This window comes from Streptomyces yunnanensis (assembly GCF_029011865.1).
In the GTDB taxonomy this organism is placed as follows: domain Bacteria; phylum Actinomycetota; class Actinomycetes; order Streptomycetales; family Streptomycetaceae; genus Streptomyces; species Streptomyces yunnanensis.
The window spans coordinates 2,684,052-2,708,680 of sequence record NZ_CP095749.1 but is presented as its reverse complement, the minus strand read 5'-3'; the positions used below and the strand labels follow the sequence as shown (position 1 = coordinate 2,708,680).

At 70.3% G+C, this 24,629-nt stretch carries 15 protein-coding genes; 10 read left to right on the top strand and 5 right to left on the bottom strand.

Annotated features, from left to right (window positions below):
* Positions 1 to 60: 60 nt before the first annotated feature.
* Positions 61 to 2,775, top strand: coding sequence for an aconitate hydratase AcnA (gene acnA, locus MOV08_RS11835; RefSeq protein WP_275307443.1), 2,715 nt, complete (start codon positions 61 to 63; stop codon positions 2,773 to 2,775).
* A 140-nt stretch (positions 2,776 to 2,915) separates the two neighbouring features.
* On the opposite strand, the gene MOV08_RS11830 is transcribed toward acnA, so the two are convergent.
* Complete coding sequence (locus tag MOV08_RS11830) at positions 2,916 to 3,872, bottom strand: FG-GAP repeat domain-containing protein (protein ID WP_052286694.1); 957 nt, start codon at positions 3,870 to 3,872, stop codon at positions 2,916 to 2,918.
* Positions 3,873 to 4,206: 334 nt separating this feature from the next.
* Entirely contained in the window at positions 4,207 to 7,668 is a 3,462-nt protein-coding gene (locus MOV08_RS11825) for a GH92 family glycosyl hydrolase (RefSeq protein WP_275307441.1), read from the bottom strand.
* 528 nt (positions 7,669 to 8,196) lie between these two features.
* Between MOV08_RS11825 and ngcE the strand changes: the two genes are divergently transcribed.
* The 9 genes from ngcE (at position 8,197) to MOV08_RS11780 (ending at position 20,451) form a co-directional block, all read left to right on the top strand.
* Positions 8,197 to 9,630 carry an N-acetylglucosamine/diacetylchitobiose ABC transporter substrate-binding protein gene (gene ngcE, locus MOV08_RS11820; protein WP_275307439.1) on the top strand — a complete coding sequence of 478 codons (1,434 nt, stop codon included), beginning with the start codon at positions 8,197 to 8,199 and terminating at the stop codon, positions 9,628 to 9,630.
* Positions 9,631 to 9,706: 76 nt separating this feature from the next.
* Complete coding sequence (locus MOV08_RS11815; RefSeq protein ID WP_039631905.1) at positions 9,707 to 10,630, top strand: carbohydrate ABC transporter permease; 924 nt, start codon at positions 9,707 to 9,709, stop codon at positions 10,628 to 10,630.
* Between the two features lie 11 nt (positions 10,631 to 10,641).
* Positions 10,642 to 11,544, top strand: coding sequence for a carbohydrate ABC transporter permease (locus MOV08_RS11810; protein ID WP_039631903.1), 903 nt, complete (start codon positions 10,642 to 10,644; stop codon positions 11,542 to 11,544).
* A 222-nt stretch (positions 11,545 to 11,766) separates the two neighbouring features.
* Entirely contained in the window at positions 11,767 to 12,966 is a 1,200-nt protein-coding gene (locus tag MOV08_RS11805) for an ROK family transcriptional regulator (protein WP_039631902.1), read from the top strand.
* Between the two features lie 197 nt (positions 12,967 to 13,163).
* Entirely contained in the window at positions 13,164 to 14,210 is a 1,047-nt protein-coding gene (locus MOV08_RS11800; RefSeq protein ID WP_275311762.1) for a sugar ABC transporter substrate-binding protein, read from the top strand.
* 137 nt (positions 14,211 to 14,347) lie between these two features.
* The gene (locus MOV08_RS11795; protein WP_078875711.1) at positions 14,348 to 15,148 is read left to right on the top strand and encodes an ATP-binding cassette domain-containing protein; all 801 of its coding nucleotides are present in this window, start codon (positions 14,348 to 14,350) and stop codon (positions 15,146 to 15,148) included.
* Complete coding sequence (locus MOV08_RS11790; protein WP_275307437.1) at positions 15,145 to 16,419, top strand: sugar ABC transporter permease; 1,275 nt, start codon at positions 15,145 to 15,147, stop codon at positions 16,417 to 16,419. Before MOV08_RS11795 ends, MOV08_RS11790 begins: the two co-directional genes overlap by 4 nt.
* 281 nt (positions 16,420 to 16,700) lie before the next feature.
* On the top strand, positions 16,701 to 18,704 hold the full coding sequence (dxs, locus tag MOV08_RS11785; protein ID WP_275307435.1) for a 1-deoxy-D-xylulose-5-phosphate synthase: 2,004 nt from the start codon (positions 16,701 to 16,703) through the stop codon (positions 18,702 to 18,704).
* Positions 18,705 to 18,909: 205 nt separating this feature from the next.
* On the top strand, positions 18,910 to 20,451 hold the full coding sequence (locus MOV08_RS11780; RefSeq protein WP_275307434.1) for an amino acid permease: 1,542 nt from the start codon (positions 18,910 to 18,912) through the stop codon (positions 20,449 to 20,451).
* 89 nt (positions 20,452 to 20,540) lie between these two features.
* Here the strand turns inward: MOV08_RS11780 and MOV08_RS11775 are convergent, their stop codons facing one another.
* The 3 genes from MOV08_RS11775 to MOV08_RS11765 all read right to left on the bottom strand — a co-directional run bounded on the left by MOV08_RS11775 (position 20,541) and on the right by MOV08_RS11765 (position 24,396).
* Positions 20,541 to 20,939 (bottom strand): PIN domain-containing protein, encoded by a 399-nt coding sequence (locus MOV08_RS11775; RefSeq protein WP_039631895.1) that lies wholly within the window; start codon positions 20,937 to 20,939, stop codon positions 20,541 to 20,543.
* Positions 20,940 to 21,055: 116 nt separating this feature from the next.
* A complete protein-coding gene (locus MOV08_RS11770) occupies positions 21,056 to 23,185 on the bottom strand; it encodes a 3-hydroxyacyl-CoA dehydrogenase NAD-binding domain-containing protein (RefSeq protein WP_275307432.1) in 2,130 nt (709 codons plus the stop codon).
* Positions 23,182 to 24,396 carry a thiolase family protein gene (locus MOV08_RS11765; protein WP_275307431.1) on the bottom strand — a complete coding sequence of 405 codons (1,215 nt, stop codon included), beginning with the start codon at positions 24,394 to 24,396 and terminating at the stop codon, positions 23,182 to 23,184. Before MOV08_RS11765 ends, MOV08_RS11770 begins: the two co-directional genes overlap by 4 nt.
* Positions 24,397 to 24,629: the final 233 nt, after the last annotated feature.

Genomic DNA, 24,629 nt, shown 5'->3' with positions numbered 1-24,629 from the left:
CGACGAACCTGTGACGGCAGGATTGCGGTGGTACGCGCGAAATCATTGAAGGAGACTGTCGTGTCGGCGAACAGCTTCGACGCCCGTAGCACGCTGCAGGTGGGCGACGAGTCGTACGAGATCTTCAGGCTGGACAAGGTGGAGGGCTCGGCCCGTCTGCCCTACAGCCTCAAGGTGCTGCTGGAGAACCTGCTTCGCACCGAGGACGGCGCCAACATCACCGCCGACCACATCCGGGCGCTCGGTACCTGGGACTCCCAGGCGCAGCCGAGCCAGGAGATCCAGTTCACGCCGGCCCGCGTGATCATGCAGGACTTCACCGGTGTGCCGTGCGTCGTGGACCTGGCGACCATGCGTGAGGCCGTGAAGGAGCTGGGCGGCGACCCGGCGAAGATCAACCCGCTGGCGCCGGCCGAGCTGGTCATCGACCACTCCGTCATCGCCGACAAGTTCGGCACCAAGGACGCGTTCGGCCAGAACGTGGAGCTGGAGTACGGCCGCAACAAGGAGCGCTACCAGTTCCTGCGCTGGGGCCAGACCGCCTTCGACGAGTTCAAGGTCGTCCCGCCCGGCACCGGCATCGTCCACCAGGTGAACATCGAGCACCTGGCCCGCACCGTCATGGTGCGAGGCGGCCAGGCGTACCCCGACACTCTCGTCGGCACCGACTCGCACACCACCATGGTCAACGGCCTGGGCGTGCTGGGCTGGGGCGTCGGTGGCATCGAGGCCGAGGCCGCGATGCTCGGCCAGCCGGTCTCCATGCTGATCCCGCGCGTCGTCGGCTTCAAGCTGACCGGCGAGCTTCAGGCCGGCACCACCGCCACCGACCTGGTCCTGACCATCACCGAGATGCTGCGCAAGCACGGTGTCGTCGGCAAGTTCGTGGAGTTCTACGGCGAGGGCGTGGCCGCCACCTCCCTGGCCAACCGCGCCACCATCGGCAACATGTCGCCGGAGTTCGGTTCCACCGCGGCGATCTTCCCGATCGACGACGAGACCCTGAACTACCTGAAGCTGACCGGCCGCAGCGAGCAGCAGGTCGCCCTCGTCGAGGCGTACGCCAAGGAGCAGGGCCTCTGGCTGGACCCGAAGGCCGAGCCGGACTTCTCCGAGAAGCTGGAGCTGGACCTGTCGACGGTCGTCCCGTCGATCGCCGGCCCGAAGCGCCCGCAGGACCGTATCGTCCTGGCGAACGCCGCCGAGCAGTTCAAGCAGGACGTCCGCAACTACGTGGACACCGCCGACGAGGCGGGCAAGGAGTCCTTCCCGGCCTCCGACGCCCCGGCGTCCATCAACGGCGTCCCATCCAACCCGGTCACCGTGACCGCCCCCGACGGCTCGACGTACGAGATCGACCACGGCGCGGTCACCGTCGCGGCCATCACCTCCTGCACCAACACCTCGAACCCGTACGTCATGGTCGCCGCCGCGCTGGTGGCCAAGAAGGCGGTCGAGAAGGGCCTGACCCGCAAGCCGTGGGTCAAGACCACGCTCGCCCCGGGCTCCAAGGTCGTCACCGACTACTTCGACAAGGCGGGCCTGACCCCGTACCTCGACAAGGTCGGCTTCAACCTCGTCGGCTACGGCTGCACCACCTGCATCGGCAACTCCGGCCCGCTGCCGGAGGAGGTCTCCAAGGCCGTCAACGACCACGACCTGGCCGTCACCTCGGTGCTCTCCGGCAACCGCAACTTCGAGGGCCGGATCAACCCCGACGTCAAGATGAACTACCTGGCGTCCCCGCCGCTGGTCGTCGCCTACGCCCTCGCCGGCTCCATGAAGGTGGACATCACCAAGGAGGCCCTGGGCGCCGACCAGAACGGCAACCCGGTCTACCTCAAGGACATCTGGCCGACCGAGGCCGAGGTCAACGACGTGGTCGCGAACGCGATCGGCGAGGACATGTTCAACAAGTCCTACGCCGACGTCTTCGCGGGCGACGCCCAGTGGCAGGCGCTGCCGATCCCGACCGGCAACACCTTCGAGTGGGACGCGCAGTCCACCTACGTCCGCAAGCCCCCGTACTTCGAGGGCATGGCGATGGAGCCGACCCCGGTCACCGACATCGCCGGCGCCCGCGTCCTCGCCAAGCTGGGCGACTCGGTCACCACCGACCACATCTCCCCGGCCGGTGCCATCAAGGCCGACACCCCGGCCGGCCAGTACCTCACGGAGCACGGCGTCGAGCGCCGCGACTTCAACAGCTACGGCTCCCGCCGCGGCAACCACGAGGTCATGATCCGCGGTACGTTCGCCAACATCCGCCTGCGCAACCAGATCGCGCCGGGCACCGAGGGCGGCTACACCCGCGACTTCACCGTCGAGGGTGCCCCGGTCTCCTTCATCTACGACGCCTCGCGCAACTACATCGACCAGGGCATCCCGCTGGTCGTGCTCGCGGGCAAGGAGTACGGCTCCGGCTCGTCCCGCGACTGGGCGGCCAAGGGCACCGCGCTGCTCGGCGTCAAGGCCGTCATCGCCGAGTCCTACGAGCGCATCCACCGCTCGAACCTGATCGGCATGGGCGTGCTGCCGCTGCAGTTCCCCGAGGGCACCTCGGCGCAGTCCCTCGGCCTGACCGGCGAGGAGACCTTCTCCTTCGCCGGCGTCGAGGAGCTCAACAACGGCACCACCCCGCGCACGGTGAAGGTCACCACCGACACCGGTGTCGAGTTCGACGCGGTCGTCCGCATCGACACCCCCGGTGAGGCGGACTACTACCGCAACGGCGGCATCATGCAGTACGTGCTGCGGAGCCTGATCCGTAAGTAAGCACCGCCGCACGTAGGCGGTACGGCAGGGCAGACGAGGGCCGCACTCCCCGGAAGGGGGGTGCGGCCCTCGCGTTGCACGCCGTCGGCAGTGCGGTCGGCGGGCCCGGCCGGCCGGGCCGGCCGGGCCCGCCGCACCGGTCAGGAGAACAGCTTGGTGTAGATGTTCCAGCCGGTGCCGATCTGGACGCGTGCCTGGTACGGGCTGGCGGCGTTGCCGGTGCCGTAGTAGACGAAGAGGCGGCCGGAGCCGTCGCGCGCGATGAAGTCGGTCTTGCCGTCGAGGTTCACGTCGCCGGAGGAGAGCAGGGCGTTGTAGCCGCCCCAGCCGGTGCCGATCTTCTGGCGGGCCGCGAACGGCGCGCTCGCGTTGCCGGTGCCCTTGTACAGGTACAGGTCGCCGGTGGCCTTCTCGCGGGCGATCAGGTCGGGCTTGCCGTCACCGGTCAGGTCGCCCTTGCCGGCGATCTGGTCGTAGATCTGCCAGCCGGCGCCGACCTTGGTGCGCGCGGTGACCTTGCCGTCGGGGTAGCCGAGGTACAGCCACAGCACGCCGCTGCGGTCGCGGGCGATGATGTCGTACTCCTTGGCGCCGCCCAGGTTGCCCGGGGAGAGCACCTTGTCGTAGGTGTTCCAGCCGCCGCCGATCCGGACGCTGTCCGGGGTGGCGTCGTTGCTGAAGTACAGGTCGCCGCCGGGCTCCCAGAGCCAGACGCCGTCGCCGATGCCGTCGGCGTCGTTGTCCACCGCCTGCTGGTTGGCGCGGACGTCGCCGAGGTCGTCGACCTTCTCGCGCGCCGTGTACTTGCCGGAGCCGTCGACGTCGTAGACGTAGGTGGCGCCGGAGGACTCCACACCGAAGAGGGTGAAGATCGGGTTGGCCGCGTTCCCGGTCGAGCCGGTGGTGCCGCTGGTGATCGCCTTCGGGGCGCTGGTGGGCGCCTGCGGGGCGCCCTGCACGGCGTTCTGGGCCGCCGAGCCGGGGTTGTCCGCCGCGTGGGAAGTGCCGGCAGCGGTGCCGGCGAGCGCGACGGCGATGGCCGCGGTGGCGAGACGGGACAGAGCACGTCCGCGCTTGCGGCCGGAGAGTATTGCCACGTAGTTCTCCGTGGTGGGGATCGATGGGATCCGGTACGACGACGGCGCGCCCCCGTGGGGCGCGCCGAAGGTGTCCGGAGCTCAGGATCTTGTCACGGCTTCTTCACCTGTCAACTACTTCGGCGGCAGGCGCGGAATCTCCCGTTCCGGCCGTACAACCATTTCCCGGGCGACAATTCGGCAGTGCTGGACGGAACCCCGCGAAACGCGCGAGAAGACCCGCGTCCGACACCCCCGGGCGCGGCAGGCCCCGGGCCGTCTGTCCGACTCCGCCCCTGTTGTTCCGCCCTGTGATCCTTCCAACACGTGCCGTCCGGGGGCCGTCCCGCGCCCGTCAGGGCCGCGACGCCCCGACTCGGGCGCCTCCCCCCAGCAGTTCCGTCTCGGCGAGGGTGGCCGGGTGGGGCAGGGTGAGGCGGTAGTGGCGGTGGGTGCTGGGGGTGGGCAGGGCGAAGGGGCGGGTCTGGTGGTCCCAGGGGAAGCGCTGGCCGCTCCGGTGGTCCAGGGCGACCCAGTGCTCGCCGTCGTCGGAGCCCTCCAGCAGCCACTCCCCGGGGGCCTTCCCCGCGGTGGCGGAGGTGAGGGTGTACGAGGAGACGGTGGCGCCGGCGGGGACGGTGAAGGTCGCGCGGGAGACCGTGGCGGCGGTGTCGGACGTGTCGTCGGTCAGCGGGCCGCCGTCCGGGACGGTCAGGTCGGTGGGCGGCGCGGGCACCTTGTCGTCCCCGGTGATCGAGGTGGGCGCGGCGTCCGGGCCGGTGGCCCAGCGGGAGGGGCGGGGGCCCATGGCGAAGTCCAGGGTCCCGCCGCGGGCGAGCAGCGCGTGCGGCAGGGCGGTGGAGTTCCACGGCTTCCCGTTCACCCGGAGGCCCTGCACATAGACGTTCCGGGCGCTGTTGCGGGGCGCGTTGACGACCAGGTCCCGGCCGTTCTCCAGGTGGACGGTGGCCTTGGTGAACAGCGGCGAGCCCACCGCGTACTCGCCCTGGCCCATCACCAGCGGGTAGAAGCCCAGGGCGCTGAAGACGTACCACGCGGACATCTCGCCGTTGTCCTCGTCGCCGGGGTACCCCTGGCCGATCTCGCTGCCGAGGTAGAGCCGGGAGAGCACCTCGCGGACCTTCTCCTGGGTCTTGTACGGCTGCCCGGCCGCGTCGTAGAGGTAGGCGATGTGGTGCGAGGGCTGGTTGCTGTGCCCGTACATCCCCATCCGCACGTCGCGGGCCTCGGTCATCTCGTGGATGACGTCGCCGTAGGAGCCGGCGAACCGCTTCGCGGCGGTCTCCGGGGTGCTGAAGTAGGCGTCCAGCTTCTTCGCCAGGCCGGCCCGGCCGCCGTAGAGGTTGGCCAGTCCGCGGGTGTCCTGCGGGGCGGCGAAGGCGAAGGTCCAGGCGTTGGTCTCGGTGTAGTCGTAGCCCCAGACGCGGGGGTCGAAGCGGTCCGGCGGCAGCCGCCAGCCGCCCCGGGCGTCCTTCCCCTGGAAGAAGCCGGTGCGGTCGTCGAAGAGGCGCACGTAGTTGCGGGCCCGGCCCAGGAAGTAGGCCGACTCCTCCTTGTAGCGGGGGTTGTGGGTCTTGGCGTAGAGGGCCTGTCCCATCCGGGCGATGCCGAAGTCGTTGAGGTAGCCCTCCAGCGCCCAGGACGCGCCTTCGCGGGTGTCGGTGCTGGTGTAGCCGAGGAACGGGGCGGTCGCCATGCCCTTCCGGCCGACGCCGGCGGACGGCGGGGCGACCGTGGCGTTCTTCACCGCCGCGTCGTAGGCCGCCTCGGCGTCGAACCGCACGCCCTTGACGTAGGCGTCGGCGAACGCGACGTCCGAACTGGTCCCGGTCATCAGGTCCGCGTAACCGGGCGAGGACCAGCGGGAGATCCAGCCGCCGTCCTTGTACTGCTGGACGAACCCGTCCGCCATCTTGCCGGCCCGGTCGGGGGTCAGCAGCGCGTAGGCCGGCCAGGTCGTGCGATAGGTGTCCCAGAAGCCGTTGTTGACGTACACCGCACCGTCGACGATCTTCGCGCCGGTGCGCGTGGGGGTGTCCGGGCCGACCGGCGGGGAGAACGGGCTGGCGTAGCGGACCCGCGAACCGACCTGCTCGGAGCCGGAGTTGGGGTAGAGGTAGAGCCGGTAGAGGCTGGAGTAGAGGGTGGTCAGCTGGTCGCGGGTGGCGCCCTCGGCCTCGACGCGGCCCAGCAGCGCGTCCCACTGCGCACGGGCGCGGTCCCGGACGGTGGCGAAGGAGGTGCCGTCGGGGATCTCCCGGGCGAGGTTGGCCTTCGCCTGCGCGACGCCGATCAGCGAGGTGGCCAGCCGCAGCGTCACCGTGCGGTCGGCGCCCGGCCGCAGCCGCAGATAGCCGGTGACGTCCTTGCCCCCGCCTCCCGGTAGCGGTCCGCTCGCGGTGACCGGTGCGTCCACCACGCCGTAGACGAACAGCCGGGTGGCGCCGACCGAGAGGCCGCTGCGGACGTCGGAGTAGCCGGAGACGACGCCGTGCGCGGAGTCCAGGGTCAGGCCGCCCTTGTTGCTGACGTTGTCGAAGATCAGGTTGGCGTCGGCGCCGGGGAAGGTGAACCGCATCGCCGCGGCGTGGTCGGTCGGCGCGATCTCGGTGCGCAGGCCGTTGTCGAAGGTCACCGCGTACTGGTACGGCCGCGCGGTCTCCCGCTCGTGGTGGAAGGGCAGCGCGCGCCCGGTGCGCGAGGCGTCCGGGGTGCCGGCCGCGAGGGACGGCATGACCTGGAAGGTCTGCCGGTCGCCCATCCAGGGGCTCGGCTCGTGGCTGGCGCCGAACGCCTGGAGGGTGGGGAGGTTGTCGGCGTTGTTCTTCCGCGCGTACTCGTAGAGCCAGTCGGTGGAGCCGGCGTTGGTCACCGGGGTCCAGAAGGTGAAGCCGCCCGGCATGGCGGTCGCGGGGAAGGTGTTGCCGCGCGAGAAGCCGCCGCTGGAGAGGGTGCCGCGGGTGGTGACCGCGTAGTCGGAGGGGTGGCCGAGCGGCTTCTCCGGGGCTTTGGGGGCGATGACGAGGTCGTCGAGCCAGCCGCGGAAGGCGGGCGCGGTGCGCGGGGCCCGCGGCGCGTCGTAGCCGAGCAGGACGCGGGCGATGGTCTTCCCGGCGGCGACGGCGCCGATCCGCGACTCCCGGTTGTTCCACTGGTTGACGTAGAGCGTCTTGGCGGCGGCCTGGCCCTGCGGGGTCAGCGGGGCCCCGTACTGGTCGGTCGCGGCCAGCTCGCTCAGGTACGTGCCGTCGGTGAAGGCCAGATCGACCGCGACGTGGGTGGCGGGGTAGTCGAGATCGGTCTCCGCCAGCTCCGGGAAGAGCTTGTACGAGAGCGTGGTGGCGGGGGTGACGGGGAGGTGCACCGCGAACAGCTTGTTGTACGAATAGGCCCGGCCGGCGGCGGTGTGGGTGCCGGCGTAGCGCAGGGCGTGGCCGCCGGTGAATCCGGCGTGCGCCTTGGCGGTGGGGGAGTCGGCGGGGCCGGTGCCGGGGGCGGTGTCCATACCGGGCCCGCCGGGGGAGGTGGAGGGGGCGACGCCGGAGGCCCTCGGCCGGCCGTCCGGGCCGGTCTCGACGGCGTCGGTCCAGTCCGGGGCCGGCTGGCCCGGTTCGAAGGAGGAGCGGAACTCCGCCGCGGTACCGGGCGGTTGAGGCCGGGGCGGGGCTGCCTGGGCGGCGCCGGTTGCGCCCGGGGCGGAGACGACGAGCAGGGCGGCCGCCACGAGGGCGGCGGGACGGGCGATCCTCCGCAGTGGACCGTGCCGGTGTCTGTGCTGCCGGTGTCTGTGCCGCACGCGAGCCCTCTCAACGGGATTGACATCGTTGTCAGTTGCGTAGTGCAGGAGATAAGTAAGGTGCCCGGGGGCATGGGTGTCAAGGGTGCGCCGGGGCGGCGCCGGCCGTGTCGCGAAGTCCGGTGCGCGCACCGGCTCGGACCGCCGCCCGGTACGGGCGCCGGCCCCACGGGGACGGCCGACGTCGCACCCCGGCCGAGCGTCGCCGGTCGCGCGCTCCCGGCCGCGCCCCCGAGGAGGGCTGCCGAAGGCGCATACCGGGGAGGTCTCAACTAGGGAAAGACTCCCGACCAACCCGGTATCCGATCTTGCCCGTTCGGCCGGAAGTGGACTATACCTATCGGCGTCCGAAACCGGCCGTACGACCGCCAGGCCGGAATCCGGGGGGAAAGCGGGGACGGACGAAATCCCCCGCACATCCCTAGCTCGCCCGGTGCACATCCCGTACAACTCAGCTTCATCTGACCCGCGGTGCCGGGGTGGCTCCGGTACACCGCCTAAAGTCCTGAAGAAGGCGAGGACTTGAGCATGGGATCCACCTCAGAAGTAGGCCGTCGCGATCTGGTCAAGCGGGCCGCGGCCCTGGGAATTCTCGCGGTACCGGCCGTGGGCACCCTGACCTCCTGCGCCACCGGGGGCGGCGGCGGCTCGGACGACGGCATCAAGAACAAGGGCACGACCTCCGCCAAGAATCCGCTCGGCGTGAAGAACGGCGCCCCGCTGGAGGCATTCATCTTCAAGGGCGGTCTGGGCGACCAGTACGCCAAGGACGCCGAGGCCGACTACAACAAGACCTACGGCGTCACGGTCAAACACACCGGCACCCAGCAGATCGGCCCCAAACTCCAGCCGCGATTCGCCGGCGGCAATCCGCCCGACCTGATCGACAACTCCGGCGCCGACCACCTGGATATGAACAAGCTGTCCGCGCAGGGGCAGTTGCAGGACCTCACCGCGCTGCTCGACGCCCCGTCACTGGACGACCCGAAGAAGAAGGTCCGGGACACGCTCTACCCGAGCACCGTCGAAAAGGGCAAGCACAAGGACACCTTCGACGTCTTCTACTACGCCTTCACGGTGTACGGCACCTGGTATTCCCACAAGCTGCTGAAGGAGAAGGGCTGGGCCTATCCCACCTCCTTCGACGACATGATCAAGCTCTGTGCCGAGATCAAGAAGGCCGGCATCGCCCCCTGGACGTATCCGGGGAAGTACCCGTACTACGTCCACTTCAACTTGTTCGCGCAGATCGCCAAGATCGGCGGCCTGGACAAGTGGATCGCCATCGACAACCTGGAGCCGGGCGCCTGGACCTCCAACGACGCCGTCAAGCAGGTCGTCGGGCACTACGAGGAACTGGCCGCCAAGGGCTACTTCCTGGAGGGCAGCCAGGGCCTGACGCACATCCAGTCGCAGACCGCCTGGACCCGCGGCAAGGCCGCCTTCATCCCCAACGGCTCCTGGGTGGAGAACGAGGCCGCGCCCACCACCCCGGCCGACTTCGGCATGGCCGTCGGCGCGCTCTTCGACGGCGGCAGCGGCGACAAGATGCCGCACGGCACCCTGCGCGCCGAACCCAGCGAGCCGTTCATCGTCGCCAAGGGCGGCAAGAACCCGCTCGGCGGAATGGAGCTGCTGCGCATCCTGGTCTCCAAGAAGCACGCGCAGAATTTCGCCACCAAGGTCAAGTCGCTCACCGCCGTCCAGGGCGCCACCGACGGAATGCAGCTCTCGCCCGGCCTGGCGTCCGCCGCCAAGGCCGTCAAGGAGGGCGGCAAGAACCTCCTGATGATCCAACTCCAGGAGTGGTACCCGAAGCTGACCGACGAAAAGCTCGGCGGTCTCACCAGCCAGCTGCTCACCGGTGAGCTCAAGGCGGCCGACTGGATCAAGAAGGCGCAGCAATACGCGGACGAGGTCGCCAAGGACAGTTCGGTCACCAAGTTCCACCGCGCTTCCTGACCGCGTTTCCCGACCGGGCCTCGTGACCGGGAATCCGTCCACGTACCACCGCTGACCAGGGAGGGCCGGGGAGCTCATGCGACACGGCAAGTACCGATTCATCGTGGGGTTCCTGGCCCTGCCGCTGCTCATCTACGGGATCTTCGTGATCTCGCCGTTCGTCCAGGCGTTCCAGATTTCCACCACGGAATGGAGCGGACTGCGCGGCACCGCCAAGAGCGTCGGGCTGGCCAACTACGGCAAACTCCTGCACAGCGATGAATTCTGGAATGCGCTCAAACACAACGTCGTCATGCTGGTGTTGGTGCCGATCGCCACACTGGCGCTGGGACTGTTCTTCGCGTTCATGCTGAACGTCGGCGGCCGGGCCCGCCGCGGCGCGGTCATCACCGGCGTCCGCGGCGCGACGTTCTACAAATTCGTCTACTTCTTCCCGCAGGTCATCTCGATCACCATCATCTCGGTGATCTGGTTCAACATCTACAATCCGGATCCGCACGACGGCATGCTCAACTCGCTGCTGGGCGTGGTCGGTCTGGATTCCTTCCAGAGCGCGTGGTTGGGGGAGGGGAGCCTGGCGCTGGCCTGCATCATGCTGGTGATGGTCTGGGCCAACGTCGGCTTCTATGTCGTGCTGTTCTCCGCCGCCATGGCCTCCATTCCCCGGGAGATCTACGAGGCCGCGCTGCTGGACGGCGCCGGCCGCTCGCAGACCTTCTTCCGGATCACCCTGCCGCTGCTGTGGGACACCGTGCAGACGGGCTGGGTCTACATGGGCATCATCGCGATGGACGCGTTCGCGCTGGTGCAGATCATGTCGGTCAACATGGGCGGTCCGGACGGCGCGACCGACGTCGTCCCGCTCCGCCTCTACCTGACCGCCTTCCGCGACAGTCAGTTCGGCTACGCGGCGGCGATGGGCGTCGCGATGCTCGTCGTCACGCTGCTGTTCGCCGTCCTCACGATGCGCTTCGCGCGCCGTGAGCGGATCGAGTACTAGGGGCAGGGCGCATGACGACGACAGAGACCACCGAGGCGCGACCGCGCCGGGCCACCGCGGCACGGCCGCGCCGGACCTCCGAGGGCGGCACGCTCAACGTCTTCTCGCACGGCATGCTCGTCGTGTGGGCGCTGATGGTGGGCATGCCGCTGCTGTGGGTGCTGTGGAGCTCGTTCAAGAGCAGCGGCGACATCCTCACCACCCCCTGGTCCCTCCCGGGCAAGCTCCACTTCGAGAACTGGATCAACGCCTGGGAGAAGGCCAACATCGGCAAGATGTTCCTCAACACCCTCATCGTGGTGGGCGGTTCGCTCACCGGGACGATGGTGCTGGGCTCCATGGCGGGCTACGTCCTGGCCCGCTTCGAGTTCCCCGGCAACCGCCTCATCTACTACCTCTTCGTCGCCGGCATGTCCTTCCCGGTCTTCATGCTGGTGATCCCGCTGTTCTTCGTGCTGCGGGACTTCCCGGGCGTGCCGCTGCTGGCGACGTACCAGGGCCTGATCGCCGTCTACATCGCCTACTCGCTGCCGTTCACCGTCTTCTTCATGACGGCGTTCTTCCGCACCCTGCCGACCTCGGTGGCGGAGGCGGCGATGATCGACGGTGCCTCGCACGCCCGGACGTTCTTCCAGGTCATGCTGCCGATGGCCAAGCCCGGCCTGATCAGCGTCGGGATCTTCAACTTCCTGGGGCAGTGGAACCAGTACCTGCTGCCGATGGTCCTCAACCAGGACGAGGACAAGTACGTGCTCACCCAGGGCCTGGCCAACCTCGCGCTCCAGCAGGGCTACCAGGGCGACTGGGGCGGCCTGATGGCCGGCATGATGATCGCGATGCTGCCGGTGCTGCTCGTCTACGTCATCTTCCAGCGGCAGGTGCAGGCCGGGCTGACGGCCGGCGCGCTCAAGTAGCGCCCGCCGCGTGGCGCAGGGCGGTCCCGCACCGGGCGGGACCGCCCTGCCCGTATGTCCGGCCGTCCCGATGCTGCTCGGGCTCAACGCCTTGACGAGACTTCCCCGCTGGAGTTCTGCTTAGAGTTCACATGTTGAAATCGGTTGCCGTCCCCCGATGACGTGGGTGCGGCCGGCGGGCAGTCGTCGCACTGTCCGCCCCAGGCGGGAGTGGATGAGTCGATGGAGACTCCGGGGTCGCAGTCCTCGCTGCACCGGGCCAATCTGGAGCGGGTCGTCCGAGCGGTGCGCATGGCGGGCTCGCTCACCCAGGCGGAGATCGCCCGGAGCACGGGGCTGTCCGCGGCCACCGTCTCGAACATCGTTCGCGAATTGAAGGACGGCGGGACGGTCGAGGTGACGCCCACCTCCGCGGGCGGCCGACGGGCGCGCAGCGTCTCGCTCTCCGGCGACGCCGGCATCGTCGTGGGCGTCGACTTCGGCCACTCCCACCTGCGGGTGGCGGTCGGCAACCTCGCCCACGAGGTGCTCGCCGAGGAGGCCGAGCCGATCGACGTGGACGCCTCCGCGGCCGAGGGCTTCGACCGGGCCGAGCAGCTGGTCAGTCGGCTGATCGCGCGCACCGGGGTCAGCACCGACAAGATCATCGGCGTCGGGCTGGGCGTCCCCGGTCCGATCGACGTGGAGTCCGGCACCCTGGGCTCCACCGCGATCCTGCCGGGCTGGTCCGGGACCAATCCGGGCGAGGAGCTGTCCGGGCGGCTCGGCGTCCCCGTCTACGTCGACAACGACGCCAACCTCGGCGCGCTCGGCGAGCTGGTGTGGGGCGGCGGCCGCGGCGCGGCGGACCTGGCGTACATCAAGGTGGCCAGTGGCGTCGGCGCCGGCCTGGTGATCAGCGGGCAGATCTACCGCGGCCCGGGCGGCACGGCGGGCGAGATCGGGCACATCACCCTGGACGAGTCCGGCCCGGTCTGCCGCTGCGGCAACCGCGGCTGCCTGGAGACCTTCACCGCCGCCCGCTACGTCCTCCCGCTGCTCCAGCCGAGCCACGGGCCCGATCTGACCATGCCGCGCGTGGTCCAGCTGGCCCGCGAGGGCGACCCCGGCTGCCGCCGGGTCATCGCGGACGTAGGACGCCATATCGGTAGTGGTGTGGCGAATCTGTGCAATCTGCTCAATCCCAGTCGGGTGGTGCTCGGCGGGGACCTCGCCGAGGCCGGCGAGCTGGTGCTCGGCCCGATCAGGGAGTCGGTGTCGCGGTACGCGATCCCCAGCGCCGCACGGCAGTTGGGCATCGTGCCGGGCACCCTCGGGGGCCGCGCCGAGGTGCTGGGCGCGCTCGCCCTGGTGCTGAGCGAGATGGGCGATTCGACCCTGCTCGACGGGGCGCGCGGCGCGGACGCGGCAGCCATAGCGTGAACGGCTTACGTTCACACACCTAACGCATGGCACCGTTGTCATCTCGTTAAGAATTTACTCCTTGACGGTCGGCTGGCGGCCGAGTTGACTTCCAGCCACCTCGGCCGCAACGACGCGGCCACGTCAGGGAGGCACCCCCAATGAATGTGCTCAATGTGTGGACGCGTCGCGTCGTCATAGGCACCGCGGCGGTTTCGATGGCGCTCTCCGTGGCCGCCTGCGGCAAGGCCGGCGACGGCGCCAAGGGCGGCGGTGGCGACGGCAAGACCATCGGTCTGCTGCTGCCGGAGAACAAGACCACCCGCTACGAGACCTTCGACCGCCCGCTGATCACCAAGAAGATCCAGGCGCTCTGCCCGGACTGCAAGGTCAAGTACAACAACGCCGACCAGGACACCCAGACCCAGAAGAAGCAGTTCGACGCCCTGATCACGCAGGGCGTCAAGGTGATCGTCCTGGACCCGGTCGACTACAAGGCCACCAGGTCCTGGGTGGACCAGGCCGCCAAGCAGGGCGTCAAGGTCGTCGCCTACGACCGCCTGGCCGAGGGCCAGATCTCCGCCTACGTCTCCTACGACAACGAGAAGATCGGCCGCCTCCAGGGCGAGGCACTGGTCAAGGCGCTCGGCGACCAGGCCAAGGACAGCAATGTCGTCATGATCAACGGCTCGCCGACCGACCCCAACGCGCCGTTCTTCAAGCGGGGCGCCCACAGCGTCCTCGACAAGCAGGTCAAGAAGGTCGTCTACGAGCAGGACATCCCGGACTGGTCGTCGGACGAGGCCAACAAGAAGATGAACGCGGCCATCGACTCGCTCGGCAAGGACGGCATCCAGGCCGTCTACTCCGCCAACGACGGCATGGCCGGCGGCATCATCACCGCCCTCAAGCAGCGGGGCATGACCGTCCCGGTCGGCGGCCAGGACTCCGAGCTCGCGGGACTCCAGCGGGTCCTCAAGGGCGAGCAGGCGTTCACCATCTACAAGCAGATCCAGCCGCAGGCCGACACCACCGCCGAGATCGCGGTCAAGCTGCTCAAGGGCGAGAAGGCCGACTCCCTGACGCCCACCAAGGTGGACAGCCTCAGCGGCGAGGTCAAGGGCATCCCCGCCAAGCTCTACGACGCCCAGGTCGTGACCAAGGACAACATCAAGGACACGATCCTGAAGGACAAGGTCTACCAGGCGAGCCAGATCTGCACCGCCGACGTCAAGGCGGCGTGCGAGGCGGCGGGCATCAAGTAGGGCGGGCGGCGGGCCCCGTCCGGCCCGCTTCCGTCCCGCCCCCGCCCCCGGCCCGGTGGCCCCGGTCGCCGCGCCGGGGGCCCGCACACCCCCGCACTCGCACCACCGTTCCCGCCGCAGCGACGGCGGTGAAGGAGATGATTCACGTGTCCGCTACGCCTGTCCTGGCGTTGCGCGGGGTCTCCAAGCGGTTCGGCGCCGTCCAGGCGCTCACCGACGTCACGCTGGAGATCCGCGCCGGTGAGGTGGTCGCCCTCGTCGGCGACAACGGCGCCGGAAAGTCCACCCTCGTCAAGACCATCTCGGGCGTCCACCCGGTCGACGACGGCGTCATCGAATGGGAGGGCGCGCCGGTCCGCGTCACCAAGCCGCACGACGCCCAGGAACTCGGCGTCGCCACCGTCTACCAGGACCTCGCGCTCTGCGACAACCTCGACGTCGTCGCCAACCTCTACCTCGGCAACGAGCTCAGCACCGCCGGCGTCCTCGACGAGATCGCCATGGAGAAGCGGGCCAAGGAACTGCTGGACACCCTGTCCATCCGGATCCCCAGCGTCCGGATCCCCGTCGCCGCGCTCTCCGGCGGTCAGCGGCAGGTCGTCGCCATCGCCCGCGCGCTGATCGGCGACCCGAAGATCGTCATCCTCGACGAGCCGACCGCCGCCCTCGGCGTCGAGCAGACCGCGCAGGTCCTCGACCTCGTCGAGCGGCTCCGCGAGCGCGACCTCGGCGTCATCCTGATCAGCCACAACATGGCCGACGTGCTGGCCGTCGCGGACCGGGTGGCGGTCCTGCGGCTGGGCCGCAACAACGGTGTCTTCGACGTCGCGGACACCTCCCACGAAGAGATCATCGCCGCCATCACCGGTGCCGACGACAACGCCGTCACCCGCCGCAAGGCGCGCACCGACCAGCTCAAGAAGGAGGCCGGGGCATGAACGAACAGCAGACTGCCGAGGCCACGCCGGAGACCCCGCAGCCGGCCGCCGTCGACCCCCGGCTGCTGGTCAGACAGAAAGGATTCGCCGGCTACTTCGGCGAGTTCGTGCGCCGGATCCGCGGCGGTGAGCTGGGATCCCTGCCGGTCATCGTCGGCCTGGTGATCATCGCGGTCGTCTTCCAGCTCAAGAACAGCAGCTTCCTGTCCGCGGGCAGCCTCGCCAACATCGGCGTCTACACCTCCGGCCTGGGCATCATGGCGGTCGGCATCGTCTTCGTCCTGCTGCTCGGCGAGATCGACCTCTCGGTCGGCTCGGTCGCCGGCGTGGGCGCGGCCGTCTGGGCGGTGCTGAGCGTCACCCACGGCGTCAACGACTGGCTCGCGGTCCTGATCGCGATCGCCGCCGGCGCCGTCATCGGCGTCCTGCACGGCTTCTTTTTCGCCAAGATCGGCGTGCCCGCTTTCGTCGTCACCCTGGCCGGATTCCTCGGCTGGAGCGGCCTGCAGATCTGGATGATGGGCAAGGAAGGCTCCATCAACACGCCCAGCGGCAGCCTGGTGGAGAACCTCACCGGCTACTACTTCGAGGACAAGGCCGCCGCCTACGGCCTGGCCCTGATCGCGGTCCTCGCCTACGCGGGCTCCCTGCTGCTGGACAGCCGGCGCCGCCGGGCCGCGACCCTGCCGTCCCGGCCGTTCAGCGAGATCCTGCTGCGCACCGGCGTGGTCGCGGTGATCGCCTTCGCCGTCGCCTACGTCCTCAACGAGCCGTCCGGCGCCCGCGGGCTGCCGCTGGCCCTGGTGCTCTTCCTCGGCGTCCTGGTCGTCGCGGACTTCGTGGTGCGCCGCACCGGCTACGGCCGGCAGATCTTCGCGGTCGGCGGCAACGCCGAGGCGGCCCGCCGCGCCGGCATCAACGTCAACCGGGTCCGGATCACCGTCTTCGCGATCTCCGGGATGCTCGCCGCCTTCGGCGGGCTGTTCATCGCCAGCCTCTCCGGCGGCGCCACCAAGAACCTGGGCTCCGGCAACACCCTGATGAACGTCATCGCCGCGGCGGTCATCGGCGGCACCAGCCTCTTCGGCGGCCGCGGCAAGATCTGGTCCGCGCTGCTGGGCATGCTGGTGATCCAGTCCATCCAGCAGGGCCTGAACCTGCTCGGCATGGCGAGCGAGATCCAGTACATGATCACCGGCGCGGTGCTGCTGGCCGCCGTGGTGATCGACTCGGTGTCCCGGCGGACCCAGAAGACCGCCGGGCGGACCTAGGCCCTGTCGCGTCTCCGCCGGGGCGCCCCGGCGCACTGAGGCCGCGCAATGTCGTAAGACTGCAACAGTCTGCGCGACAGGGCGGAAACCGGCCCCCATCGGACGTCTTCCGATGGGGGCCGTGCCGTGCCCGGGGAACTGCCGGGGCGGCTGGAAACAGGCGTTCGAGGCGGCTGTCACCCGAGTGACATACATCGCCGGGCCCGGCCGCGCCGGCGGCGGACGCAACATTAGACTCATCTGATCGGCAAGCTCGACCTACGGCAGCAAGGAGGCATGGGGTGGCATTGCTGACCCGTATCAAGGGGCCGCGCGACTTGGACCGGCTCTCCCCGGAGCAGCTCACGCAGCTCGCGGGCGAGATCCGCGGCTTCCTCGTCGACGCGGTCTCCAAGACCGGCGGACACCTCGGCCCGAACCTCGGCGTGGTCGAGCTGACCATCGCCCTGCACCGTGTTTTCCATTCCCCCAAGGACAAGGTCCTCTGGGACACCGGACACCAGTCCTACGTCCACAAGCTGCTGACCGGCCGCCAGGACTTCGGCAAGCTCAAGGCCAAGGGCGGCCTCTCCGGCTACCCCTCCCGCGCCGAGTCCGCGCACGACGTCATCGAGAACAGCCACGCCTCCACCGTCCTGGGCTGGGCCGAGGGCATCGCCAAGGCCAACGAGGTCCGCCGCCGGGACGACCGGGTGGTGGCCGTCATCGGTGACGGCGCCCTCACCGGCGGGATGGCCTGGGAGGCGCTCAACAACATCGCCGCCGCCAAGGACCGCCCGCTGGTCATCGTCGTCAACGACAACGAGCGCTCCTACGCGCCGACCATCGGCGGCCTGGCCAACCACCTCGCCACGCTCCGCACCACCGACGGCTACGAGCGCTTCCTGGCCCGCGGCAAGGACATCCTGGAGCGCACCCCGGTCGTCGGCAAGCCGCTCTACGAGACGCTGCACGGGGCCAAGAAGGGCCTGAAGGACTTCATCGCGCCGCAGGGCATGTTCGAGGACCTGGGCCTGAAGTACGTCGGCCCGATCGACGGCCACGACATCGAGGCGCTGGAGTCCGCGCTGGCCCGCGCCAAGCGCTTCGGCGGCCCGGTGATCGTCCACTGCCTCACCGAGAAGGGCCGCGGCTACAAGCCCGCCGAGCAGGACGAGGCCGACCGCTTCCACGGCATCGGCCCGATCCACCCCGACACCGGCCTGCCCCTCTCCTCCGGCGGCAAGGACTGGACCGGCGTCTTCGGTGACGAGATGGTCGCGCTGGGCAAGGAGCGCGAGGACATCGTCGCCATCACGGCGGCCATGCTCCAGCCGGTCGGCCTGGAGAAGTTCGCCAAGGCGTTCCCGGACCGGGTCTACGACGTCGGCATCGCCGAGCAGCACGCCGCGGTCTCCGCCGCCGGCATGGCCACCGCCGGGCTGCACCCGGTCTTCGCGGTCTACGCCACCTTCCTCAACCGCGCCTTCGACCAGGTCCTGATGGACGTCGCGCTGCACAGGTGCGGCGTCACCTTCGTGCTGGACCGGGCCGGCGTCACCGGCACCGACGGCGCCTCGCACAACGGCATGTGGGACATGTCGATCCTCCAGGTCGTGCCCGGCCTGCGGCTGGCCGCCCCGCGCGACGCCGAGCAGGTGCGCCTCCAGCTGCGGGAGGCCGTCGAGATCGACGACGCGCCGACCGTGGTGCGCTACTCCAAGGGCGCGGTCGGCCCGGCCGTCGAGGCCGTCGACCGGGTCGGCGGCATGGACGTGCTGCGCCGGCCGGCCGACTCCGTCGCGCGCCCGGACGTCCTGCTGGTGTCGGTCGGCGCGCTCGCCCCGATGTGCCTGGAGGTCGCCGACCTGCTCGACAAGCAGGGCATCTCCACCACCGTCGTGGACCCGCGCTGGGTCAAGCCGGTCGACGAGGCGCTGCCGGGCCTGGCCGCCGAGCACCGGGTGGTCGTCACCGTCGAGGACAACATCCGCACCGGCGGCGTCGGTTCGGCCGTCGCCCAGGCGCTCCGGGACGCCGGCGTGGACATCCCGCTGCGCGACTTCGGCATCCCCGAGCGGTTCCTGGACCACGCCTCCCGCAAGGAGGTCATGGCCGAGATCGGGCTGACCGCGCCGGACATCGCCCGCCAGGTGACCGGGCTGGTCGCCAAGATGGACAACCGCGACGACGACGCCGCGGGCGCCGGGCGCACCGCCGGCGTCCCGGCCGCCGCGGAACCGGTCGCCCCGGAGGCGGTCGGCGGCGGGGCCGCGACCGCGCCCGCCGAGGTGGCCCGCGACTGACCCGCGGCCCGCACCGCCCGCCCGATGGGCCGGCCGGACGTCCTTACGGATGTTCCGGCCGGCCCATCGGCATCTCCGCCATTCCCCACCCCATCGGGTGAATCCCCGGGCCCGGAGGCCCCGCCGACGATGACCATTTCCAGACATTGCGGAAACTCGGTCAGTTCAGGAGAGTTGCGAGGGCAGTCCAGGCGGAGGTTCGCCCATGAGCACACAGCACGGACCACAGGGACACGGACCAGGGGGCGGGACGCGCCGCGATCGCGGCGTCCTGCGGACGAAGAGCATCGAGCAGTCGATCCAGGACACCGAGGAGCCGGAACACGCCCTCAGGAAGTCCCTCTCGGCGCTGGACCTCACCGTCTTCGGCGTCGGTGTCGTCATCGGCACCGGCATCTTCGTCCTCACCGGGAAGATCGCCAAGGAGCAGGCGGGACCCGCCGTCGCGCTCTCGTTCGTCGTCGCCGGCGTGGTCTGCGCGCTGGCGGCGCTGTGCTACGCGGAGTTCGCCTCCACCGTGCCGGTCGCCGGCTCGGCGTACACCTTCTCGTACGCCTCGCTGGGCGAACTGCCCGCCTGGATCATCGGCTGGGACCTGATCCTGGAGCTGGCCCTGGGGTGCGCGGTGGTCGCCGTCGGCTGGTCGGGCTACGTCCGTTCGCTGCTCGACACCGGGGGGCTGCACCTGCCGTCGATGCTGTCCGGCAGCCACGGCGGGCAGTTCGGCTTCGACCTGCTCGCCTGTGTCCTGGTCCTGGTGATCACCGGCATCCTGGTGCTCGGCATGAAGCTCTCGTCCCGGGTGACGACGGTGGTCGTGGGCGTCAAGGTCACCGTCGTGCTGCTGGTGATCATCGCCGGCTCGTTCTTCGTCTCGGGTGCCAACTACGACCCGTTCATCCCGCCCAGCCGGCCCAGCACGGCAGGCGGCGGCCTGACCGCGCCGCTCTCCCAGCTGATGTTCGGCTTCGCCCCGTCCGACTTCGGGGTGATGGGCATCTTCGCGGCGGCCGCGGTGGTCTTCTTCGCCTTCATCGGCTTCGACATCGTGGCCACCGCGGCCGAGGAGACCCGCGTCCCGCAGCGCGACGTGCCGCGCGGCATCCTCGGCTCGCTGGCCATCTGCACCCTGCTGTACGTCGCCGTGTCGGTCGTCGTCACCGGCATGGAGAGATACGACCAGCTCTCCGTCGACGCCCCGCTCGCCGACGCCTTCAAGCACGTCGGCCACCCCTTCTACGCGGGCCTGATCAGCTTCGGCGCGGCGGTCGGCCTGACCTCGGTGTGCATGATCCTGCTGCTCGGCCAGAGCCGGGTGTTCTTCGCGATGAGCCGGGACGGGCTGCTGCCGCAGCTCTTCTCCCGCGTGCACCCGAAGTTCGGCACCCCGCACCGCTCGACCATCGTCCTGGGCGTCGTCGTCGCGGTGGTCGCCGGCTTCACCTCCATCGACGTGCTGGCCGAACTCGTCAACATCGGCACGCTCTTCGCCTTCGTCGTGGTCGCCATCGGCGTCGTCCTGCTCCGCCGCGCCCGCCCCGATCTGCCGCGCGCCTTCCGCACCCCGTTGGTCCCGTTCGTCCCGCTGCTGTCGGTGCTCGCCTCGCTCTGGCTGATGCTCAACCTGCCGGCCGAGACCTGGATCCGCTTCGCGATCTGGATGGCGCTCGGGTTCGCCGTCTACTTCGTCTACGGGCGCACCCACAGCCGCCTCGCCGTCCGCCAGCGACAGCGCGACACGGCCTAGCGCGGTCCGATCCGGCCCGGGTCCGCAACGCCCTCGCCCGCCGCCCGGCGCGTACCTCCCCGGGCGGCCGCAGGCGCCGCTCTCGGCGGCTACGGAGCCCCGCTCCGCCCCCTGCCGCCCCACACCGCCCGCGGGCCCGTCACGCGGGCGCCCAGCGCTTGTACGCGTTCGCGCAGCCCGCGGTCCGCGGTGACCACCAGGCAGTCCCGTCCCGCGCCCTCTTCGGCGACCAGGCGCACGATCGTGTCGTCGCCGCTGCCGTCCGCCGACACCACCCGCACACCCGGCACCGACGCCACCCCGCGCGCGGCGCCCTCCACCACCAGCAGCAGTTCCAGCGGCGGTTCGACCAGCCCCGGCAGGCCCGCCTCGGCACAGCCGGGCAGCGCGTCCCGCAGCCGCTCGGCCGCGCCGCGCCGGTCCCGCCACCAGCCGTCGGGCACCGAGCCGACGACGTTCGCGGCATCGACAACGACCAAGGAATCCATGCCGTCAGCCTGCCACGGACGGCACCGCCCGGGGCCCCGCCCGCCGCACGCGAAAGACGCGCGGACCGGCTCCACCCAGCCGGTCCGCGCGCCAACTTCCCTGTGGCGGGAGTCCCTTACGCGGGAACGCTCGCGACGCCCGGGGCCAGGAACTTCTTGCCCGTCACCCGCTCGGAGACGCCCTCACGGTCCAGGTACGGCGTGATGCCGCCCAGGTGGAAGGGCCAGCCGGCGCCGGTGATCAGGCACAGGTCGATGTCCTGCGCCTCGGCCACCACGCCCTCGTCCAGCATCAGCCGGATCTCCTGCGCGACGGCGTCCAGCACCCGGTCGCGGACCTGCTCCTCGGTCAGCACCGCGTCGCCCTGCTTGAGCAGCGCGGCGACCTCCGGGTCCAGCTCCGGCTTGCCGGAGTCGTAGACGTAGAAGCCGCGCTTGCCGGCCTCGACGACGGCCTTGAGGTTCGGGGAGACCGTGAAGCGCTCCGGGAACGCGCCGTGCAGCGTCTCGGAGACGTGCAGGCCGATCGCCGGGCCGACCAGCTCCAGCAGGACCAGCGGCGACATCGGCAGGCCCAGGGGCTCGACCGCCTTCTCGGCGACCTCGACCGGGGTGCCCTCGTCGATGACGTTCTGGATCTCGCCCATGAAGCGGGTCAGGATGCGGTTGACGACGAACGCCGGGGCGTCCTTCACCAGCACGGCCGTCTTCTTCAGCGACTTGGCGACCGCGAAGGCGGTGGCCAGCGACGCGTCGTCGGTCTGCTCCGCCCGGACGATCTCCAGCAGCGGCAGGATCGCGACCGGGTTGAAGAAGTGGAAGCCCACGACCCGCTCGGGGTGCTTCAGCTTCGAGGCCATCTCGGTGACCGACAGCGAGGAGGTGTTGGTGGCGAGGATGGCGTGCTCCGGCACCACCGCCTCGACCTCGGCGAACACCTGCTGCTTGACGCCCATCTCCTCGAAGACGGCCTCGATGACGAAGTCCGCGTCGCCGAACGCCGCGGCCTTGTCGAGGTGGCCGCTGACCAGGCCCTTGAGGCGGTTCGCCTTGTCCTGGTTGACCCGGCCCTTGAGCAGCAGCTTGTCGATCTCGCCGTGGACGTACTGCACGCCCTTGTCGATCCGCGCCTGGTCGATGTCGGTGAGGACGACCGGGACCTCCAGGCGGCGGGCGAACAGCAGCGCCAGCTGGGAGGCCATCAGGCCGGCGCCGACGACGCCCACCTTGGTGACCGGCCGCGCCAGCGACTTGTCCGGCGCGCCGGCCGGTCGCTTGGCGCGCTTCTGCACCAGGTTGAACGCGTAGATGCCGGACCGCAGTTCGCCGCCCATGATCAGGTCGGCGAGCGCCTGGTCCTCGGCGTCGAAGCCCTGCCGCAGGTCGCCGTTCTTGGCCGCCGCGATGATGTCCAGCGCGCGGTAGGCGGCCGGGGCCGCGCCGTGCACCTTGCTGTCCGCGATCGCCTTGCCGCGCTGCACGGCGGCGTCCCACGCCTCGCCGCGGTCGATCTCGGGACGGGCGACCTCGGTCTCGCCCTTGAGCACCGCCGCGGTCCAGTCCAGCGACCGCTCCAGGAAGTCCGCGCCCTCGAAGAGCGCGTCCGCGATGCCCAGGTCGAAGACCTGCTCGCCCTTGAGTTGCTTGTTCTGGTTGAGCGAGTTCTCGATGATCACGCTCACCGCGCGGTCCGCGCCGATGAGGTTCGGCAGCAGCGCGCAGCCGCCCCAGCCGGGGACCAGGCCGAGGAAGACCTCGGGCAGCGAGAACGCCGGCAGTGCCTTGGAGACGGTGCGGTAGGTGCAGTGCAGACCGACCTCGACACCGCCGCCCATCGCGGCGCCGTTGTAGTACGCGAAGCTCGGCACGGCAAGCGCCGACAGCCGCTTGAAGACGTCGTGGCCGCCCTTGCCGATGGCCAGCGCGTCCTCGTGCCGCGCCAGCAGCTCGACGCCCTTGAGGTCGGCGCCCACGGCGAAGATGAACGGCTTGCCGGTGATGCCGGCGCCGACGATCTCGCCGTCCGCGGCCTCCTTCTCGACCTGGTCGATCGCGACGTTGAGGTTCGCCAGCGACTGCGGGCCGAAGGTGGTCGGCTTGGTGTGGTCCAGGCCGTTGTCCAGCGTGATGAGCGCGAACCGGCCCGCGCCTTTGGGGAGGTCGAGGTGGCGCACGTGCGCCTGCGTCACGACCTCGTCCGGGAACAGCTCGGCCGCACCCTTCAACAGTTCAGCGGTGGTGCTCACTTGCCCTCCCAGTGCGGGTTTTCCCAGATGACCGTGCCGCCCATGCCGAAGCCGACGCACATGGTGGTGAGGCCGTAGCGGACCTCGGGCTGCTCTTCGAACTGCCGCGCCAGCTGCGTCATCAGACGCACGCCGGACGACGCCAGCGGGTGACCGAAGGCGATCGCGCCGCCGTACTGGTTGACCCGCGGGTCGTCGTCGGCGATGCCGTAGTGGTCGAGCAGCGAGAGCACCTGGACGGCGAACGCCTCGTTGATCTCGAACAGGCCGATGTCGTCGATCGTCAGACCGGCCTTGGCCAGCGCCTTCTCGGTCGCCGGGACCGGGCCGATGCCCATCACCTCGGGCTCGACGCCCGCGAAGGCGTAGTCCACCAGGCGCATCTTGACCGGCAGGCCCAGCTCGCGGGCCACGTCCTCGGCGGCGATCAGCGAGGCGGTGGCGCCGTCGTTGAGGCCGGCGGCGTTGCCCGCGGTCACCCGGCCGTGCGGCCGGAACGGGGTCTTCAGGCCGGCGAGGTTCTCCAGCGTCGTGCCCGGACGCATCGGCTCGTCGGCGGTGGCCAGGCCCCAACCGGTCTCGCCGGCCTCGGCGTTGGTGCGGCGCACCGAGATCGGCACCAGGTCGGCCTGGATCTTGCCGTTGGCGTACGCCTTCGCGGCCTTCTCCTGGCTGCGCACCGCGTACTCGTCGGCGCGCTGCTTGGTGAGGTGCGGCAGCCGGTCGTGGAGGTTCTCCGCCGTCATGCCCATGAAGAGCGCGGACTGGTCGACCAGCTTCTCCGACACGAAGCGCGGGTTGGGGTCCACGCCCTCGCCCATCGGGTGGCGGCCCATGTGCTCGACACCGCCGGCCACGGCGATGTCGTACGCGCCGAAGGCCACCCCGCCGGCGACGCTGGTCACCGCGGTCATCGCACCGGCACACATCCGGTCGACGGAGAAACCGGGCACGGACTTCGGCAGCCCCGCCAGGATGGCGGCGGTGCGGCCCAGGGTCAGGCCCTGGTCGCCGATCTGGGTGGTGGCGGCGAGGGCGACCTCGTCGATCCGGGCCGGGTCCAGGTCCGGGTTGCGGCGCAGCAGCTCCCGGATGCACTTGACGACCAGGTCGTCGGCGCGGGTCTCGTGGTAAATGCCCTTCGGGCCCGCCTTGCCGAACGGGGTGCGGACGCCGTCGACGAAGACGACGTCCCTAGCGGTACGAGGCACGTTGGCTCTCCTCCAGGTGCGGGATGGCACTGCTGCAAGCGCGCCCCGGAGGACGCGTCACATGCCCATGCTACTTACGGGTAACCAAGCTGCACACCCCCCTCGCCCGGAGCGGCGAACGTCACACCGCCCGGTGGCCGGAACCCTCCGGGTGTCGCGGATGCGAAGGCCGCCGGGAACGCGGACGGCCCCGGCCGCGCGGTGCTGCGCGGCCGGGGCCGTCGGTGGTGTCG

Excerpts from the sequence above, each read along its gene's own strand:
- ngcE (WP_275307439.1), top strand. The coding sequence starts at position 8,197 with ATGGGATCCACCTCAGAAGTAGGCCGTCGCGATCTGGTCAAGCGGGCC.
- MOV08_RS11815 (WP_039631905.1), top strand. The coding sequence starts at position 9,707 with ATGCGACACGGCAAGTACCGATTCATCGTGGGGTTCCTGGCCCTGCCG.
- MOV08_RS11810 (WP_039631903.1), top strand. The coding sequence starts at position 10,642 with ATGACGACGACAGAGACCACCGAGGCGCGACCGCGCCGGGCCACCGCG.
- MOV08_RS11805 (WP_039631902.1), top strand. The coding sequence starts at position 11,767 with ATGGAGACTCCGGGGTCGCAGTCCTCGCTGCACCGGGCCAATCTGGAG.
- MOV08_RS11800 (WP_275311762.1), top strand. The coding sequence starts at position 13,164 with ATGGCGCTCTCCGTGGCCGCCTGCGGCAAGGCCGGCGACGGCGCCAAG.
- MOV08_RS11795 (WP_078875711.1), top strand. The coding sequence starts at position 14,348 with ATGATTCACGTGTCCGCTACGCCTGTCCTGGCGTTGCGCGGGGTCTCC.
- MOV08_RS11790 (WP_275307437.1), top strand. The coding sequence starts at position 15,145 with ATGAACGAACAGCAGACTGCCGAGGCCACGCCGGAGACCCCGCAGCCG.
- MOV08_RS11780 (WP_275307434.1), top strand. The coding sequence starts at position 18,910 with ATGAGCACACAGCACGGACCACAGGGACACGGACCAGGGGGCGGGACG.
- MOV08_RS11775 (WP_039631895.1), bottom strand. The coding sequence starts at position 20,939 with ATGGATTCCTTGGTCGTTGTCGATGCCGCGAACGTCGTCGGCTCGGTG.